General features: G+C 40.8%; 11 protein-coding genes and 1 tRNA gene. 5 read left to right on the forward strand and 7 right to left on the reverse strand.

What is annotated here, in order from left to right:
* Positions 1-93 precede the first annotated feature (93 nt).
* Together L990_RS06110 and L990_RS06115 are read left to right on the forward strand one after the other, a co-directional pair.
* Positions 94-3411: a DUF5107 domain-containing protein gene (locus tag L990_RS06110; protein WP_047446528.1), complete on the forward strand. Its 3318-nt coding sequence runs from the start codon at positions 94-96 to the stop codon at positions 3409-3411.
* Between the two features lie 80 nt (positions 3412-3491).
* Positions 3492-6668 carry a discoidin domain-containing protein gene (locus L990_RS06115; protein ID WP_052180786.1) on the forward strand — a complete coding sequence of 1059 codons (3177 nt, stop codon included), beginning with the start codon at positions 3492-3494 and terminating at the stop codon, positions 6666-6668.
* 258 nt (positions 6669-6926) lie between these two features.
* Here L990_RS06115 and L990_RS06120 read toward each other — a convergent pair whose 3' ends face one another.
* From L990_RS06120 to panC, 5 genes are all read right to left on the reverse strand, one after another.
* Positions 6927-9665, reverse strand: coding sequence for a M16 family metallopeptidase (locus L990_RS06120; RefSeq protein WP_047446530.1), 2739 nt, complete (start codon positions 9663-9665; stop codon positions 6927-6929).
* 170 nt (positions 9666-9835) lie between these two features.
* Positions 9836-11200 carry a DNA repair protein RadA gene (radA, locus tag L990_RS06125; protein ID WP_047446532.1) on the reverse strand — a complete coding sequence of 455 codons (1365 nt, stop codon included), beginning with the start codon at positions 11198-11200 and terminating at the stop codon, positions 9836-9838.
* A gap of 100 nt (positions 11201-11300) precedes the next feature.
* Positions 11301-11789 (reverse strand): adenylyltransferase/cytidyltransferase family protein, encoded by a 489-nt coding sequence (locus L990_RS06130; protein WP_081981615.1) that lies wholly within the window; start codon positions 11787-11789, stop codon positions 11301-11303.
* Between the two features lie 142 nt (positions 11790-11931).
* Positions 11932-12282 (reverse strand): aspartate 1-decarboxylase, encoded by a 351-nt coding sequence (gene panD / locus L990_RS06135; RefSeq protein ID WP_047446534.1) that lies wholly within the window; start codon positions 12280-12282, stop codon positions 11932-11934.
* A gap of 6 nt (positions 12283-12288) precedes the next feature.
* Entirely contained in the window at positions 12289-13131 is an 843-nt protein-coding gene (gene panC, locus L990_RS06140) for a pantoate--beta-alanine ligase (RefSeq protein WP_047446536.1), read from the reverse strand.
* A gap of 169 nt (positions 13132-13300) precedes the next feature.
* Here panC and L990_RS06145 point away from each other — a divergent pair, with 169 nt between their 5' ends.
* Positions 13301-14113 (forward strand): glycogen/starch synthase, encoded by an 813-nt coding sequence (locus L990_RS06145; RefSeq protein ID WP_047446538.1) that lies wholly within the window; start codon positions 13301-13303, stop codon positions 14111-14113.
* Positions 14088-15509: a DUF4270 family protein gene (locus L990_RS06150; RefSeq protein WP_047446540.1), complete on the forward strand. Its 1422-nt coding sequence runs from the start codon at positions 14088-14090 to the stop codon at positions 15507-15509. Before L990_RS06145 ends, L990_RS06150 begins: the two co-directional genes overlap by 26 nt.
* 29 nt (positions 15510-15538) lie before the next feature.
* On the opposite strand, the gene rfbB is transcribed toward L990_RS06150, so the two are convergent.
* Together rfbB and galE are read right to left on the reverse strand one after the other, a co-directional pair.
* Positions 15539-16591 carry a dTDP-glucose 4,6-dehydratase gene (gene rfbB, locus L990_RS06155; RefSeq protein ID WP_047446542.1) on the reverse strand — a complete coding sequence of 351 codons (1053 nt, stop codon included), beginning with the start codon at positions 16589-16591 and terminating at the stop codon, positions 15539-15541.
* Between the two features lie 88 nt (positions 16592-16679).
* A complete protein-coding gene (gene galE, locus L990_RS06160; RefSeq protein WP_047446544.1) occupies positions 16680-17720 on the reverse strand; it encodes a UDP-glucose 4-epimerase GalE in 1041 nt (346 codons plus the stop codon).
* A 129-nt stretch (positions 17721-17849) separates the two neighbouring features.
* Between galE and L990_RS06165 the strand changes: the two genes are divergently transcribed.
* Positions 17850-17922: transfer RNA gene (locus L990_RS06165), tRNA-Lys, on the forward strand.
* Positions 17923-17925 lie beyond the last annotated feature (3 nt).

A 17925-nucleotide genomic window follows, 5' to 3' on the forward strand; every position in this document is an offset into this window, starting at 1 on the left:
AGGTTATACTCTCTTTTTCTCTCCAGTCAGAGAGCTGTAGTGTTGTGTTATGAAGGTATATTACTTATTAAAATATTAGGGAGTCGCTAAAAGATGGAAGTAAAAGCGTGGAGCGAGGTTGTGGTCATTCCTACCTACGGGATAGGGCAACCCGAAAAGAATCCAATTTTTTTAGAAAAAAGAGTCTACCAAGGGAGTAGCGGCTCGGTTTACCCGCATCCTGTAGTCGAAAAAATTGAGGATGTTAAACAGGATGTGGAGTGGAATGCCGTTTTTCTCGAAAACAGGTATTTGAAAATTATGATTCTGCCCGAGCTCGGCGGGCGTGTACAGATGGCGTACGACAAGGTAAAGCAGCGTCATTTTGTTTACTATAATCAGGTAATTAAGCCTGCGTTGGTGGGGCTAACTGGCCCTTGGATATCGGGAGGTATCGAGTTTAACTGGCCGCAGCACCACCGTCCTAGTACTTATCAGCCAACTAGCTGGTGCATCGAGGAAAATTCTGATGGGAGTAAAACGGTTTGGTGCAATGAGGTGGAGCGGATGTTCCGAACTAAGGGAATGGCGGGATTTACGCTTTATCCAGATAGCGCTTACATGGAGATAAAGGTGAAACTTTACAACCGGACAGCTCTGCCTCAAACTTTTTTGTGGTGGGCCAATCCCGCTGTTAAGGTAAACGACGACTATCAAAGCGTTTTTCCACCAGATGTGCATGCCGTTTACGATCATGGAAAGCGAGACGTTTCCTCTTTTCCTATAGCTACAGGAACCTACTATAAGGTGGACTATTCGGAAGGTGTAGATATCTCTCGGTATAAAAATATTCCGGTACCAACTTCGTATATGGCTGTTGAGTCGAAGTACAATTTTGTTGGAGGATACGAAAATGATACTAAAGGTGGGTTGCTGCACGTGGCTAACCATCATGTGTCACCAGGTAAAAAGCAATGGACTTGGGGACACGGCGACTTTGGTCGAGCTTGGGATCGGAATCTTACCGATGAGGATGGCCCTTATATTGAGCTGATGTGTGGTGTTTATACTGATAATCAGCCAGACTTCTCGTGGTTAATGCCCTATGAGGAGCGCGATTTTAGGCAGTACTTTATGCCATATCGCGATCTTGGGATGGTGAAGAACGCTACTAAGGAAGCTTTGGTTAACTTGGAAGTGGACGAAAAAAGAGCTTTAATAAAGGTGTATACAACCTCGGTATACAAGCAGGCGACCGTTTGCTTGAGGGTGAATGGAGTGGTTGCTTTTGAAAGTAAGGTTGATTTTTCACCAGAAATGTCCTTCGAACAGCTCGTCGAGTTGCAACGTAGCGGGATTAATGTCGAGGATTTCTACGTAGTAGTAAAAGATTCCAGCGGAAAAATTTTGGTAGACTATTGTCCCGAAAAACCAGCTGAAAAGCCCATTCCAGCACCTGCAAAGGCGGCTCTGCAGCCTGCTGATGTGGATACCATTGAAGGTCTTTTTCTAACCGGATTGCATTTGGAGCAGTATCGTCATGCTACCTATAATCCAACAGATTACTACCAGGAGGCATTAAGGCGCGATCCTAAAGATGTTAGATGTAACAATGCAATGGGGTTGTGGTTGGTTCGTCACGGAAAGTTTGCCGATGCAGAGCCATATTTGCAGCAGGCTGTAGCAGCTCTTACCGAGCGTAATCCAAATCCTTACGATGGAGAACCTCTGTTTAATCTAGGCGTATGCCTTCGTTTTCAGGGTAAAAATGACAATGCGTTTGGTAAGTTTTATAAATCAACATGGAATGCTGCGCTTCAAGATGCTGCGTACTTTAATTTAGCTCAGCTTTCATCCATCAAACAGAATTGGGATGAAGCGTTAGACACCATAAATCGTTCGCTAATCCGCAATTGGCATAACCATAAAGCGCGCCATTTAAAGATTGCCATACTTCGGAAGAAGGGGCGTTTAGATCAGGCTAGGCTTCTTGTTCAAGATTCGCTTCAGCTAGATCAATTTAATATAGGAGCAATTTTTGAGCAATGGATCCTCGAAAACACTTCGGAGGTATTGCTAAGAATAAAAGAGCTTACCAATAAAAACATACACGATTTAATCGAATACTCGTTAGATTATGCTGCCGCAGGAATGTACGATGAAGCCATTGAGTTGCTTAGTTTAGGCGTTGATTGTGGTAACGACACCTATCCGATGGTTTACTATCTGATGGGGTGGTATGCGATGAAAGCACCATACGAAGATCAACCTGATGAACTGAATGAGCCTGCACGTGACTACCTTAAAAAGGCAGCCTGCATGAGGCCTGATTACTGCTTTCCCAATAGATTGGAGGAGGTGGTGGCACTTCAGTTTGCTATAAAAGCGAATGGATCCGATTCGAAGGCTCCTTACTATTTGGGCAATTTTTGGTATAACGCACGTGAATATAGCATGGCAACGGCTTGTTGGGAAAAGGCTCGTGAGTTGGACTACACCTTCCCTACGGCGCATAGAAATCTTGCGCTGTCCTACTACAACAAGCAAGGTAAGCCTCAAGCTGCCTTGGCAGAGCTGGAAGAGGCCTTTAAGTTGAATACACGAGATGCGCGGATTCTGATGGAGCTAGACCAGCTTTACAAGAAGTTAAACTATCCTTACAAGTTTAGGTTAGAGCTACTCGAAAAGCATCCTGATTGTCTTTCTTTAAGGGACGATCTGCTATTGGAGCAGGCTACACTATATAATATGCTTGGAGGCTACTCAAAGGCTTTAGAGCTGCTTTCATCAAGACACTTCCATCCTTGGGAAGGTGGAGAAGGAAAGGTTACTGGGCAGTATGTATACGCTCATACGGAGTTGGGTAAGCAGGCGTTGAGAAATGGGGATTACAGCCAAGCAATCGTTCATTTTAGTGAGGCTCAATATTATCCTGATAATTTGGGAGAAGGAAAGTTGACAGGTGCATTGGAAAACGATATTTTATACTATCAAGGTTGCGCGTATTCTGCACTAGGAAATACGGCAAAGGCTGAAGAATGCTGGACTTTAGCAACTAAGGGGCAAAAAGAACCTTCTAATGCCTTTTTCTATAACGATCAGCAACCTGATAAGATTTTCTACCAAGGTTTATCTCTTCGTAAGTTAGGCTATGAAAGAGAGGCTATTCAACGATTTAAAGCATTAAGCAATTACGGAGAGCTGCATTTTGATGATCAGGTGAAGATCGACTACTTTGCAGTTTCGCTACCCGATTTGCTTATTTGGGAAGAAGATCTAAACCGTCGTAATACAATTAACTGTAGCTATTTGATGGCGTTAGGATTTCTTGGACAAGGAAGAACCGAAAAGGCAATTGAGCATCTTCGATGGGTGCTAAGTAAGGATGTGAACCATCAAGGAGCAGTGAGAGAACTAACAAACCTAAATTAATAGACTTTGTGTGCATTTTGCATTACTGAAGCTAGTTGAGTAATGCTGCCGCATCTGTTTGTTTAAAACATAAGTATACTATGAGAAAATTATTTAGCGTACTAGTGGTATCTTTTCTTTTTGTTGCACCAGCTGCTTGGGCTCAGAAAGATAAAATAGATCTATCTGGTAAGTGGGGATTTCAGCTGGATGCAACAGATTTTGAGCGAGCTTTTGAAAATAGTGGAGCTCACAAGGATTTGTTAAACGATCAGGTCATACTTCCAGGAACGACCGATTCAAACAAAAAAGGTATTCAGACAACCAATAAGCCAATTAATAGACTTTCTCGCTATTACGAATACGTAGGCCCTGCTTGGTATCAAAAGGAGGTGGTAATTCCAGAAAGTTGGGAGGGTAAATCTATAGAGTTGGAGTTCGAGAGAATACTTTGGATGAGTTCGCTATATATCGATGGGAAGCTGGTCAACTCCGTAAAAAGTTTTAGTACGGCGCACATTTATGATCTAAGTAAGGTTTTACGTCCCGGCAAGCATCGCATATCCATATGCGTAGATAATAGGGTTGGGCCTGAGTTTGATAGGTGGAGTCATGCTTTTTCTGAATATACGCAAACTTGCTGGAATGGTATCGTAGGCAAAATGGAGCTACGTGCATATGATGCTGTGAACATAAAAGATATTCAGGTGTATCCCGATATTGAAAAAAAGCAGGCAAGAGTTGTATGTACCATAGAAAATCTAACCAATAAAGAAGTAAAGGGTAGCCTAAGCATGTCTGCTACTACGACGAATTCTTCTAAGATGCATCAGGTAAAAGGAGTAAACATCCCATTTGGAGGTTCGGACAAGATGATTAAGGCTGAGGTTGTTTTGCCAATGAGTAAAGATGTTCAGCTTTGGGATGAATTCACGCCTGTTTTATATGATTTAAAAGCGAGCTTGTATGCTAATGTCGAGGATGCTCAATTTAGCAACACAAAGAACGTTGTATTTGGAATGCGAAGTTTTGGATCGGATGGCTCGAAGTTTACATTAAACAACCGAAAAATATTTTTAAGAGGTACGCTCGAGTGCGGAATATTTCCATTAACAGGCTATCCAGACATGACGGTTGAGGGATGGTTGAGAATTTGTAATATAGTAAAAAGCTACGGTTTAAATCATATCCGTTTTCACTCGTGGTGTCCACCCAAGCAAGCATTTGTAGCTGCCGATCAAACCGGAATTATGCTGCAGGTAGAGCTCCCTTTTTGGGGCGAAGCAACAAAAAAAAGTGACCCTTTAAGCCTGTTCTTACATGATGAAATGGCTAATATACTTAAGGCGTATGGCAACCACCCTTCGTTTGTAATGCTTTGCATGGGAAATGAGCTGCGTGGTAACTTTGACGTAATGGCCGACTTAGTTGATTTTGGTAAGGCTACCGATTCTCGGCATCTCTATAGTGGTTCAACAGCTCGTAAGCATTTGGATCAGGATCAGTATTACGTGTCGCATGTAACATCAGCAGGTGGTATTACAACTTATGGAGCTCGTGGCCCTCAAACCGATTACGATTTGCGTAAGGCGTACGATGTTCTTAAAGTTCCAGGTGTGGCTCACGAAGTTGGCCAGCGTGCAGTTTATCCAAATTTTGATGAGATAAAGAAGTACACCGGAGTTCTTTACCCTCGCAATTTTGAGCTTTTCCGAGATTCTCTAATCAAGCACGGGATGATGGATCAGGCTAAAGATTTTTTCAACGTTTCGGGGAATATGACAGTTATGCTTTACAAGGAAAGTATTGAAGCCCTATTGAGAACTCCCAATAGTGGAGGTTTTCAGCTGCTTGATTTGCACGATTTCCCAGGTCAGGGAACGGCTTTAGTTGGAATATTGGATCCTTTTTGGGATTCAAAAGGATTTGTAACCCCAGAGAAGTTTCGAGAATTTTGTAGTCCAACAGTTCCTATTTTACGTCTTAAAAAAAGGGAGTATTTTGCTACAGATACGTTAGTTGCTACAGCTGAGCTATTTCATTATGGCCTAAAGCCCATCGTGGCTCCGTTAACATGGGATATTCGTAAAGAAGACGGAAAGGTTGTTGCAGCAGGTAAGTTTAGTAAGCAGGTAATTCAGCCGTCTTGTTTGGCTGCGTTGGGTAATGTGCAGGCTTCATTAAGGAGTATTGATGTTGCACAAAAACTTACTGTAACTATTTATGTTGGAAAGTCGGTTAAGAACTCATGGGATATCTGGGTTTATCCAACTTCTACCATGCAGGAGGCTGTTGGCTACGTTGTTGCGAAGACAATCGATGATGCGACAATTGCAGCACTAAATGCAGGTAAAAAAGTGCTCCTTATTCCAGATATAAAGCAGCTTAATGGGAAAGTTGGTGATTTTCAAAATCACTTCTGGTGTCCAATTATGTTCCGTTGGGATCCAATGACAATGGGAACACTTGTGAATCATCATCATCCTGCATTTAAGCATTTTCCTTCCTCTTTTTTTACAGAGTGGCAATGGTGGAATATCATAGAAAATTCTGTTTCTCTCAATCTCGATCAAGCACCTGTGGATTTACGTCCTTTGCTTCAGCCAATTGATACCTACGATCGTTGCTTGAAGTTGGGAGTGATATTTGAGGCAAAAGTTGGCAGAGGGAAGCTGCTAATGGCTTCAATCGATTTCGAGAAAAACATGGAAAATCGTCCTGCGGCACAGGAACTTCTTAAAAGTTTAAAACAATACGTTGCTAGCTCTGATTTTGCCCCTAACAATCAGCTAACAGTAGAGTTTATTCAGGGGTTATTTAAAAAGCCAACGTTACTTACAGGGGCAAAAATAGTGAAGTGTGACAGCTATGAAACAGGTAATGAGCCTGATAAGATGATCGATGGAAACCCCAATACTATTTGGCACACGGCCTACAATAATCCTGGCAATTTTGCAGTGACCAATAAACAGACGGAAACCAATTATCCTCACGAAGTTCAAATAGAGTTGGCAAATGACGTTGATTTTTCGGGATTTACCTACATTCCTCGAACTGATGGAGAGAATGGCTTAATTTCAGATTATGCTTTTTACATAAGTAATGATGGGAAAAATTGGGGCGATCCTGTAGTTAAAGGATCGTTTAATCAGTCTGTTGATCGTACAAATGTGCTATTTAAGGCTAAAGTTAAGGCTAAGTACATTCGCTTTGTGGCTCTGTCTGGTTTCGATGGGCAGAAGTGGGCTTCTATGGCAGACTTGGAGTTAATACCATAGTTTAAAATAAGGGGGATATGCTCACGCATTCCCCCAAATCAGTTCTATGGGCATTTGGTAGCCAATGCTACCTTGTGCCTATGAAAATATATAAACGCCATTCAAAAGTAAGAAAATTGTCTTATTAACGCTTATGAAACGAATTTTTTTAACCAGATAAGAGAGTATTTAGGTTTATCTGGTTTTTAGAAGCGAGGTGTTTATGGCATATAAAAAAAGAGCGCGAATTATTTCGCGCTCTCTTTTTTATAGGATCTACTATTTTACAGGGTTTCCATCTGCATCAATAATAATAACTTCAAGTCCAAGACTTTTTACGCTATCTAAAACTTTCTCTTTGTCTCCAACAACAACCCAAGTAAGGTGTCCTGGTTTGATAATTTGCTTAGATGCTTGTTGTACATCTGCTGTTTTTACGGCCTTTAGGTTCTTGGCGTAGTCTTCAGGATAGGAATCCTTAAGATTGTTAGAAACTATTTTGTTGATGGTGTTCAAAACGGCACTACCTGTTTCGTAGTTTCCAGGAATTTGTAGCAGCATGTTGTTTTGATTCTTGGTTATTTCCTCTACAGTGGCAGGTTTTTCTCCCACGTATTCCTTAAGTTCTCTTTCAATTTCTTGAATAGTCTCCTTCGTCTTGTCTGACTGAACAGCGGTGGATACTAAGAAGGGCTGCTGGCCGGCGGTTTCGCGAACATAAGATCCCGCTCCGTATGTCCAATGCTTGTCTTCTCTAATGTTCATGTTAATGCGAGAGGTGAATTCGCCACCAATGATTGCATTGGCAATATCAAGAGCCGCTTCGTTCATGCCTTTTGCTGCAGGAGTAAGATTTCCAACAAGAACTGTAGATTGTTGTGATTGAGGACGATCGATGAAGTAGATAACCTCTCTGGATGGAAGGTCAACGTTGGCTATTTGCTTTTTAGGAGCAGTTCCTTTTTTCCAATCCTTAAGGGCAACTTCCATTTTTTGCTTCAAATCGTTAATGCTAATATCGCCAACAACAATTAGTGTTGCGTTGGAAGGAACAAGCCATGTCTTGTATGCTTTAAGCAAATCATCTTTGGTGATGCTGCTTACAGAAGCTTCGGTACCCGAACCGGTAAACGGATTGCTGTAAACGTGGTTGTTCCCGTAAAGTGCTCTTGGGAAAACACGTTGTACCATTGCGTTAGGACGTGATTTTTCTTGCTTAATGCCTACGAGCATCTCTTTCTTAAGACGATCAAACTCCTTTTCGGGGAAGGTTGGATTCAGGAGGACATCCGCAAATATGGCAAGAGATTTGTCTACGTTACCTTTAAGCGAGTTAAGGAAAATGTAGGATTGATCTAAGCTAGCGCTAGTGCTTAGTCGGCTACCTAACGACTCAATATCTTCGCTAACTTGTAAAGCGGAACGAGTCTTGGTTCCCTCATCTAGCATATTCATAAGCAGCTTGTTGGTTCCTGCCTTATTTCCAAAGTCTGCGGCGTATCCAGCATCAAAAGTAAGAACCATGTTAACAGCTGGGATCGCTTTTCTTTCGGCAAGAATGATATTAAGCCCATTGCTAAGGGTTGCTTTTTGGAACTTAGGGAAGGTTGGTGTAGGAGGCACACCAAGTTCAGGCATTTTGGTTCTGTCTGCATCGGCGGTTGTGGGTTTTGCTTCTTTAAAAGGAACAACTTCAAGAACGTACAAACCGTCTGTTAGCCATTTGTTTGCTACCTCTTTTAGGTTTTGGGGCGTAGCGTCCATCTGTTGCTGAAGAACAACTTTGTAGAAATCAGGATCGCCATGGAAAGTTTGGTAGGTTGCTAAAACATCAGACTTACCTCCAAATCCACCAATACGCTCAAATCCTTGAACCATGTTGCTGTAAAGCTTTGTCTTTACCTTTTCTAACTCTTCGGCAGTTGGGCCTTCTTTTAGAAATTTCGCCAACTCCTCGTTAATTACTGCTTCAATTTTTGATAGTTCTACTCCAGGTTTGGCAGAAGCCATAATCATAAATTGTCCCGCAATTTCGTTAGTTCCGGCATAGGCATTTACGCTAGTTGCCAGCTGATCGGTGTATACCAACCTTTTGTATAACCTAGAAGTTTTGCCACCGCTAAGCACAGATGATACCAAATCAAGCATATTACTATCCCAGTTTCCATCTTCGGGGATATTCCAAACCATGTGAAGCCTTGCTTGAGGGACACGGTCCTGCATTATTTGGCGTTGTGTTCCTGTCATTTTAGCCGGGAATGCTGTGTATTTTGTTACAGGAGGTCCTGCTTGAAGCCCTCCAAAATATTTTTTCACTTTTTCTAATGCTTCATTGGTATTGATGTCTCCAGCAATAACAACGGTGGCATTATTTGGACCATAGTAGGTTTTAAACCATTCTTTTATGTCAGCAAGACTTGCGGCGTTAAGATCTTCCATTGAGCCTATAACTTCCCAAGAGTATGGATGTCCTACTGGGTAAGTTGCTTTTCCAATGGTTTCCCAAACACGTCCGTAAGGCTCATTTTCACCTTCACGTTTTTCATTTTGAACAACACCGCGCTGCTCGTCAAGCGTAGCTTGGTCAATAGCATTTACCATGTAGCCCATACGGTCGCTTTCCAACCAAAGAATTTGATCGAACGACGATGTTGGCACGTTTTCAAAGTAGTTGGTACGGTCGTTACTCGTTGTTCCGTTAAGGTCTGTTGCTCCAAGTTTGTCTACTGCTTTAAAATAGTCGGTTTTGTGGTGTTCGCTGCCATTAAACATTAGATGCTCGAAAAGGTGAGCAAATCCTGTTTTGCCTACTTTTTCATTTTTCGAACCCACATGGTACCATACGTTGAAGGCAACAATTGGTGCTTTGTGATCCTCGTGGATAAGCACTGTAAGACCATTGTCGAGAACAAACTTCTTGTAAGGAATATCAATATCCTTGATGTTGAAGTTGCTCGGCTGCGCAAAAATGGACGTAACGCCAATTAGGCACAGGAGTGAAAGAATAGTTTTCTTCATTTCATCTGAATTTTTATTACAACTAAGGGTAATTAAATAAATAGACGTTAAAATACGTGGTAAGTTACAAATTTTAGTCAATATTTTGAACAAACATTAACGATATACTACAAAACAGGAGGCTAGTTTTGCAGCCTCCTGTTTTGTATTGTTGATAGTTTACGGCGATATTATTCTTTTCGATTAAATAGGCTTCTGAATAGCTCTTCCACTTTGGTAACAAATACAACGTTGATTCCAGAAGGTATATTAAGCCCTTTTTGTCCATATTTTGATATGTATATTGTCTTAAATCCAAGACGTTGGGCTTCTGCAATTCGTTGATCTAACCTTGTTATTGGTCGAATTTCACCCGATAGTCCAACTTCGGCCGCAAAGCAAACGTCTGTTGATATTGGGATGTCTAGGTTGGATGAAAGTACGGCACTTATTACAGCCAAGTCGATGCAAGGGTCTGCGAGCTTGATACCTCCGGCGATATTAAGGAATACATCTTTAGCTCCGAGCTTGAAGCCAACGCGTTTTTCAAGCACGGCAAGAAGCATGTTTAGCCGTCGTATATCAAATCCTGTTGTCGACCGTTGAGGTGTTCCGTATGCAGCAGAACTTACAAGTGCTTGTACTTCTATCATAAATGGGCGATTGCCATCGAGAGCCGCTGTTATAGCTATTCCGCTCAGGAGGCTATCGTGTTGCGTTACCAGCATTTCGGACGGGTTGTCAACTTCGCGTAGGCCATGCCCTGTCATTTCGAATATGCCCATTTCGGCTGTCGAACCAAATCTGTTTTTTGCAGAGCGTAGCAGTCGATAAATATGGTTGGAGTCTCCTTCAAACTGAAGCACAACATCCACTATATGCTCTAAAACTTTAGGACCAGCAATGGTTCCATCCTTTGTAATGTGGCCTATTATAAATATTGGAGTTGAGGATTGTTTAGCGTAGCGCAATAGCATCGCGGCAGTTTCTCGTATTTGGCTTACACTTCCTGGAGAAGAATCTATACGATCGGTTAAGAGTGTTTGTATAGAATCAATTACAACCAAATCTGGATTAACATTTTGTGCTTGATTTATAATGTTTTCTACTAATGTTTCACAGTAAATTAGGCAGTCTGAGTTTTTTCCACCTAAACGTTCGGCTCGTAGCTTAATTTGCTGAGCACTTTCCTCTCCCGAAACGTAGAGTGTTTTCAGTCCATGCGTACGAAGTGCAATTTGTAGGCTTAGTGTCGATTTGCCAATTCCTGGCTCTCCTCCTATAAGAATTAGCGATCCAGGAACAACACCACCTCCTAGTATTCTGTTTAGTTCTCCTGAATTTAATGCAATTCGAGGTGTTTTTTCAAGATCAATTTCGTCTATCCGCAGTGGCTTGCTGGTTTCTAAGCCAAAAGAAGTTGGTGCTGCAGAACTTTTTGATACAATTTCTTCTGCAAAGGTGTTCCATTCTCCGCAGGAAGGGCACTTTCCCAGCCATTTAGGAGAATCGTATCCGCAACTTTGGCAGAAGTAGGCTTTTTTCACTTTAGCCATATAGCTGATTTCTTGATTTGGTAAATCTTGGTTTAAAATAAATCAAAAAGTGGATTTATTTGCTAGTTAAATCCACTTAAAATATATAAAGGCATGGCATTTACTTTCGAATGCTATCTAGCAGCGCTTTGGTAGACAGGCCTTCCTTTATATCGAGCGTTAGCACTTTTCCTCCTTTGGAGGAAACGATGTCGTACCCAACAATATCTTTAGGGAGTTGGTCGGCACCTTTTACCAGCACGTTTGGTTGGATGAATTTGATAAGACTATAGGGCGAGTCCTCCTCGTTAATAATTACCGCATCAACAAAGGACATTGCAGCAACCATCATTGCTCTCGATTCCTGATCTTGTATCGGTTTTCCTTCACCTTTTAACCTAAGCACAGAGCTGTCTGATTGCAGCCCAACAATAAGCACATCTCCGAGGCTTGCGGCTTGTGTTAGGTACTCAATATGTCCTCGATGGAGGATATCAAAGCAGCCGGTTGTGAACACAACTTTTTTGTCGAATAGGTTCCAGATGGCTAAATGGCGACCAAGTTCTTCTAGATCAACCATCTTTTTTTTAATGCTAGTGAGCTTGTTCATGAGTCAGGATGGTTTTTGTTGCTATTTCTTTTATTTGAAGGTAATATAAGAAAATAAGTCTAAAAAACAGCAATTTTAGATTATGGGAATAAAAGAAAACCTCGCCAACATGTTGACGAGGTTTTCGGAATACTATTTACGGCTAGATCACTCTATTGGTTTCGGTATCTGGGAAAACTATCCAAGGTTTAAATGTTTTGGCTTCCTCGAAATCTAACGTTGCGTAGGATATGATGATGAGTACATCGCCAACCTCTGCTTTACGGGCGGCTGCTCCATTTAGGCAAATAGCACCGCTTCCGCGCTCGCCTTTAATTATGTAGGTTTCTAGGCGCTCTCCGTTGTTAACGTTTACGATCTGAACCTTTTCGTTTTCAATCATATTGGCCGCTTCTAGCAACTCTTCGTCGATGGTGATGCTGCCGATATAGTTAAGATTAGCTTCGGTAACTTTTACGCGGTGAATCTTCGATTTTACAACCTCAATAAGCATAGCCTTTTACTTTAGTCTGATATTATCGATTAGTCGTATTGCTCCTACTTTAACGGCAATACATCCATAAATGTTGCTTGATTCGTCCCACGATGAAACGCTTTGGAGCGTATCCGCATCGACGATGTCAAAATACTCTACGTCAAGTTCATTATCGGCATTAATTTCGTGAACAACCATTTGGTTTAATGCCGAAATCGAAGTTGAACGCTCCTGCTTTTGGGCGTTGCTTAAGGCGCGGTATATTAAAGGTGCGCTGTTTCGTTGTGCAGGATTAAGAAGCATGTTGCGCGAGCTTAGTGCCAGCCCATCGCTGTCGCGAACTATCGGGCAGGGAATGATCTCCACCTTGAGCTTAAGCTGCTTAACCATATCTTTAATGATGGCTATTTGCTGAAAATCTTTTTCGCCAAAGTATGCCTTATCTGGCTGAACAATGTCAAATAGCTTGCTGACAACTTGTGCCACTCCATTAAAATGACCAGGCCTTTTAGCTCCTTCCATCACCTTATCGATGGAGCCGAAATCAAAAATACGGGAATCCTCTTCTGGATATATTTCTGCTACCGAAGGCGTGAAAACAAGGTTTACACCACGTTCTTCAAGTAGGGCAATGTCCTTTTCGGGCATGCGCGGGTAATTCTTCAGGTCGTTTTTATCGTTAAATTGAGTTGGGTTTACAAAGATGCTAGAAACGGTAAAGCAGTTATCGTTCAAACTCTTATCAACCAACGAAACGTGACCTGAATGTAACGCCCCCATGGTGGGAACAAAGCCTATTACGCGACCTGCTGCTTTTTGAAGTGCAACTTCCTGCCTTAGCTCTGCCGCTGTTGTGACAACCTTCATTAATCAAAAAATTTGCGCAAATATACCAATATCCCAATAATACAATCTAAAACAGGCTACTCTTTTTCAGTTAAAGCAGGTTAAGCAAGTTTTCCACAACTCTTTCTAACCTCAAGAAAAATAGCTACCTTTGCATTCAACTTTCTCCATCTATAGACCTGAAAAAGACATGAAAAGCAGTAGGGTACTTTTTGTGAGTACGGAAATTACTCCATATTTACCAGAGAACGAAATTTCAATCTTAAGTCGTTATCTCCCTCAAGGAGTTCAAGAACAAGGTAAAGAAATTAGAACCTTTATGCCTAGGTTTGGCTGTATTAACGAACGCCGTAACCAGCTGCACGAAGTGATTCGACTCTCCGGAATGAACCTTATCATTAATGACACTGATCATCCACTAATCATTAAGGTTGCATCGATTCCTGCAGCGCGTATGCAGGTTTACTTTATCGATAATGAAGATTACTTTCACCGGAAGCAAATCTTGAAAGATGAATCGGCCGAATTTTTTGAAGATAATGACGAGCGCGCCATCTTTTATGCCCGGGGTGTTTTGGAAACAGTACGAAAACTTCGTTGGTCTCCTGACATTATACATTGTCAAGGTTGGTTTACTGGGCTGGTTCCTTTATATGTAAAAAAACTTTTCAAGGAAGATCCTCTCTTCTCGCATACTAAGGTTGTATTTTCTGTTTACGACGACGAGTTTACAAAACCTTTAGATGTTAATTTTAAGAAAAAAGTAATCCTAGAGGGTATTAAAAATAAGGATGTAGAACAATTAACGGATCCAACTTACGTTAATCTTATTAAGTTTGCCTCCCAGTATTCCGATGGTATGATAATTGGTAGCGAAAAGATAAACTCTGAAGTCGCAGAATATCTTAAAGGTTACGATAAGCCAGTTCTTCAGTACCAAGGAATGGAGAATTATGTTGAAGCTTACACCGATTTTTATGATCAAATATTTGACAAAGCATAGCCGTAAGTTTTTTGTATTAGGAGTAGTTGCGTCGTTGGCGTCGCTTTCTTTTACCTCTTGTACTGACGTAGATAATACCTTAGGGGAAGATTTAGTTGATAAGAGGCCTGTAAAAATAGATGATACCTTTATTCTTAATGCCTATACAGCAGAAGGTACCCAGTTTCCATCTAGTTTGTCCAATACGGGTTGGCTTGGATCGTATAAGGATCCTATATACGGGGAGACTGAGGCTTCGTTGGCAATCCCCTTTTATCCGATAGATTTTTCATTATATAACTCATTGTGTGATAGTATGATGAAGTCTAAATTGAAAATACAAAGAATGGTGTTGACTCTAAAACTGAATAAAGGGGTTGGAGATTCTTTAGATTTTCAGGGATTAGAAGTTCATAGAATGACAGATTCAATTAGAGCATATACTCAAAATTACTCAAACTCATTGTTAAAAGATAAAATAGAAGGGAAATCTATAGGATTTAAGAAGTATAATAGAATTAAAAATGATACCATACAAATTAAGCTAGATCAGGAATTTGCCGAAAAAATATTCAGTCTTACTCCTAGCGATACAACAAAAATAGATAGAAGTATAACTGCTTTTCATCGGAAGATTTATGGACTTTACTTGAAGAGTACTCGTATGGCTGGTAATGGGGGATTGCATGAAGTTTTGTTTAGTAATTCAAGTTTAAGTTTGTCTTATACGGCTAAATCCAAAAAGACAAATAAGGATACAACGCTTTATTGTAATTTTGGTATTACTTATAATACTCAATATGGTCCGTTAACTCCAGGAGTAGGTTTTGTTAGCCATACGTATAATGGAACAAGTGCCTTGAGTCCAAAGAAAATAGTAAACTCCAAGACAACCGATTTAGGAACTCCAGAATCGCTGACTTATGTGCAAGGGTTAGGAGGGTTAAGAACTTTGCTAAAGTTTGATCAAGAATCGGTAAAAAAATGGGAAAATAAGAATAGAAATATTCACCGTGCAGAGTTGATTGTTGATGTTCCTGAAGAGGGTGGCCCTTTAGATTACTACAGGCTTCCAGCAGCTTTAAGTGGCTACAGCATGAATGTAAAGGATACGACTTTTATACCAGATATGGCTGTTTATGCAGGAAATAGAACGAATGCATATTTTAATAGGAGTAAAAAGCAGTATTCGATAAACATTACGACTTATTTTAAAGATGTAATGAGGAATCCATCAAAGGCTAGGGAACTTTATTTGTATGCTGGCTTTCCTAATGGGCTTTCATCGTCGTCTTCTCAAGTTTCATATACTACGCTTACGGCTGATTATTTAGCGTTTCCTTCGCAGATAATTTTAGGAAACAGAAATTCGGCAAATCCGTTCAAGTTGCGAATAACATACAGTGAAAACGAATAAAAAAGAGGGCTTTGCCCTCTTTTTTATTTTTATCTGGTTGTATATTGTTCCTTATAGTATTTTTCGTATTCTCCAGAAACAATTCTTTCTAACCAGCTAGTATTGTTAAGATACCATTCTACGGTTTTTTCGATACCTTCCTCGAATTGAAGAGAAGGGGTCCACCCTAACTCTTTTTCAATCTTAGTTGCATCAATAGCATAACGAAGATCGTGGCCTGCCCTGTCTTTGACGTAGGTAATAAGAGATTCTGCAGTTCCTTCCGCTTTGTTCATCTTCTTATCCATTATTTTGCAAAGCACTTTAATGAGATCGATATTTTTCCACTCATTATGACCTCCAATATTGTAGGTTTCCCCGTTCTTACCACGATGGAATACTAGGTCAATTGCACGAGCGTGGTCTACCACGTAAAGCCAGTCGCGAATATTTTCACCTTTACCATAAACGGGTATTGGATTTCCTTTTTTGATATTGTTAATTGCTAAAGGAATTAATTTTTCGGGAAACTGGTTTGGGCCATAGTTATTAGAGCAGTTAGATATAACAACTGGCAATCCAAATGTATGGTGGTAAGCCATAACTAGGTGGTCAGAGCTGGCTTTAGAGGCAGAATATGGACTACGTGGATCGTAAGAGGTGTTTTCGTAGAAGAACCCAGTTTCTCCCAATGATCCATATACTTCGTCGGTAGATACATGGTAGAATAATTTTCCTTCGTAGTTTCCTGCCCATTTCGATTTAGCAACATTGAGCAATGTTACTGTTCCTACTATGTTTGTTTGGATAAACTCCATAGGATTGGTAATTGAGCGGTCTACGTGTGATTCTGCAGCAAGGTGTATTACTGCATCAACGTTTTCTTCGTCGAAGAGCTTGTCGAGCAGTGCAGCATCACAAATATCACCTTTTACAAACTTGTAGTTTGGAGCTTGCTCAATATCTTTTAGATTTTCAAGATTACCAGCATAGGTAAGCTTGTCGAGGTTGATAATGCGATAGTTGGGGTACTTGTTTACCAGTAGTCTCACAACGTGGGATCCAATAAAACCAGCACCTCCTGTAACAACGATTGTTCGCATGTTTAAAAATTTTGTAAGGTTAAACCTCTTATTTCTGTTTTGCAAAAAATTATACTCTAAGAATGCAGCATGCGCCGAAAAGGGGGTATTACTGTTTCTTTTCTCTCTCCTTTTGCAGCTTTAACTCCCATTTCCAGGCCGAAAGAAGCGTATCTTCTACCGTTTCTTCGGCTTTCCACCCAAGCTCGTTGTTGGCAAGGGTGGTATCAGCCCAAACCTTTTCAATATCACCTGCTCTTCTGCTTACTATTTTGTAGTTAGGTTTAACGCCCGATACTTTTTCGAAGATATCTACTATTTCAAGAACAGAGAGTCCTCGACCTGTTCCTATGTTGAAAAATTCGTAGTTACTTTTCTTTTTGTTTTCAAACATACGATTGAGGGCAACAACGTGTGCCTTGGCTAGATCTACAACATTGATATAGTCACGAATACAAGAACCATCGGGGGTGTTGTAGTCGTTTCCAAAAATAGAAAGTTGCTCACGAATTCCAATTGCTGTTTGTGTAATAAAAGGAATAAGATTGGCAGGAACACCATTGGGTAATTCTCCGATAAGAGTCGTTGGGTGTGCTCCGATTGGATTAAAATAGCGAAGGGCTACAACTTGTAACCAAGATTCTGCATTACAGGTGTCTTGCAAAATTTCTTCGCAAATTTGCTTGGTATTTCCGTATGGAGATTCTGCTTTTTTTGTTGGTGCTTGCTCTGTTACGGGTAGCGTATCAGGTTGCCCGTAAACAGTGCATGATGAAGAAAATACAATATTTTGACAGGTATATTTCTTCATTAATTCTAGTAGGTTCATTAAAGATACAAGGTTGTTGCGGTAGTAGAGAAGTGGTTTTTGAACCGATTCCCCAACCGCTTTACTTGCAGCGAAATGAATGATGGCATCAATAGGATCGTGCTTTTTGAATACATGATCCATTGCAGAAAAATCGGTGCAATCTACATGTTCAAAGGCGGTTTTTTTGCCCGTGATTTGTTGAATAGCATCTGCCACCTTGGCTTCTGAGTTAGAAAGGTTATCTACAATTACTACTTCGTAACCTGCATTTTGTAGTTCTACGGTAGTGTGCGAACCGATAAAGCCTGTGCCTCCTGTAACTAGTATTCTCTTACTCATTTCTCAATAATTTAGAGTTGCTAATGTACGAAAAAGCATAAAAGGTTAACAAGAAAATTTATTGTAAAAAAGTGTTATAGCCTATTGCTGTTTTATGAAAAGGTTCTACCTTTGCACACGCAAACAGAACGGTTCGTAGCTCAGTTGGTAGAGCACGTGACTCTTAATCATGGGGTCGTGAGTTCGATCCTCACCGAACCGACAA

Source organism: Alistipes sp. ZOR0009, assembly GCF_000798815.1.
Taxonomy (GTDB): domain Bacteria; phylum Bacteroidota; class Bacteroidia; order Bacteroidales; family ZOR0009; genus Acetobacteroides.

What these genes read in the sequence shown, in the direction of transcription:
- L990_RS06110 (WP_047446528.1), top strand. Translation starts at nt 94, where the DNA reads ATGGAAGTAAAAGCGTGGAGCGAGGTTGTGGTCATTCCTACCTACGGG.
- L990_RS06115 (WP_052180786.1), top strand. Translation starts at nt 3,492, where the DNA reads ATGAGAAAATTATTTAGCGTACTAGTGGTATCTTTTCTTTTTGTTGCA.
- L990_RS06120 (WP_047446530.1), bottom strand. Translation starts at nt 9,665, where the DNA reads ATGAAGAAAACTATTCTTTCACTCCTGTGCCTAATTGGCGTTACGTCC.
- radA (WP_047446532.1), bottom strand. Translation starts at nt 11,200, where the DNA reads ATGGCTAAAGTGAAAAAAGCCTACTTCTGCCAAAGTTGCGGATACGAT.
- L990_RS06130 (WP_081981615.1), bottom strand. Translation starts at nt 11,789, where the DNA reads ATGAACAAGCTCACTAGCATTAAAAAAAAGATGGTTGATCTAGAAGAA.
- panD (WP_047446534.1), bottom strand. Translation starts at nt 12,282, where the DNA reads ATGCTTATTGAGGTTGTAAAATCGAAGATTCACCGCGTAAAAGTTACC.
- panC (WP_047446536.1), bottom strand. Translation starts at nt 13,131, where the DNA reads ATGAAGGTTGTCACAACAGCGGCAGAGCTAAGGCAGGAAGTTGCACTT.
- L990_RS06145 (WP_047446538.1), top strand. Translation starts at nt 13,301, where the DNA reads ATGAAAAGCAGTAGGGTACTTTTTGTGAGTACGGAAATTACTCCATAT.
- L990_RS06150 (WP_047446540.1), top strand. Translation starts at nt 14,088, where the DNA reads ATGATCAAATATTTGACAAAGCATAGCCGTAAGTTTTTTGTATTAGGA.
- rfbB (WP_047446542.1), bottom strand. Translation starts at nt 16,591, where the DNA reads ATGCGAACAATCGTTGTTACAGGAGGTGCTGGTTTTATTGGATCCCAC.
- galE (WP_047446544.1), bottom strand. Translation starts at nt 17,720, where the DNA reads ATGAGTAAGAGAATACTAGTTACAGGAGGCACAGGCTTTATCGGTTCG.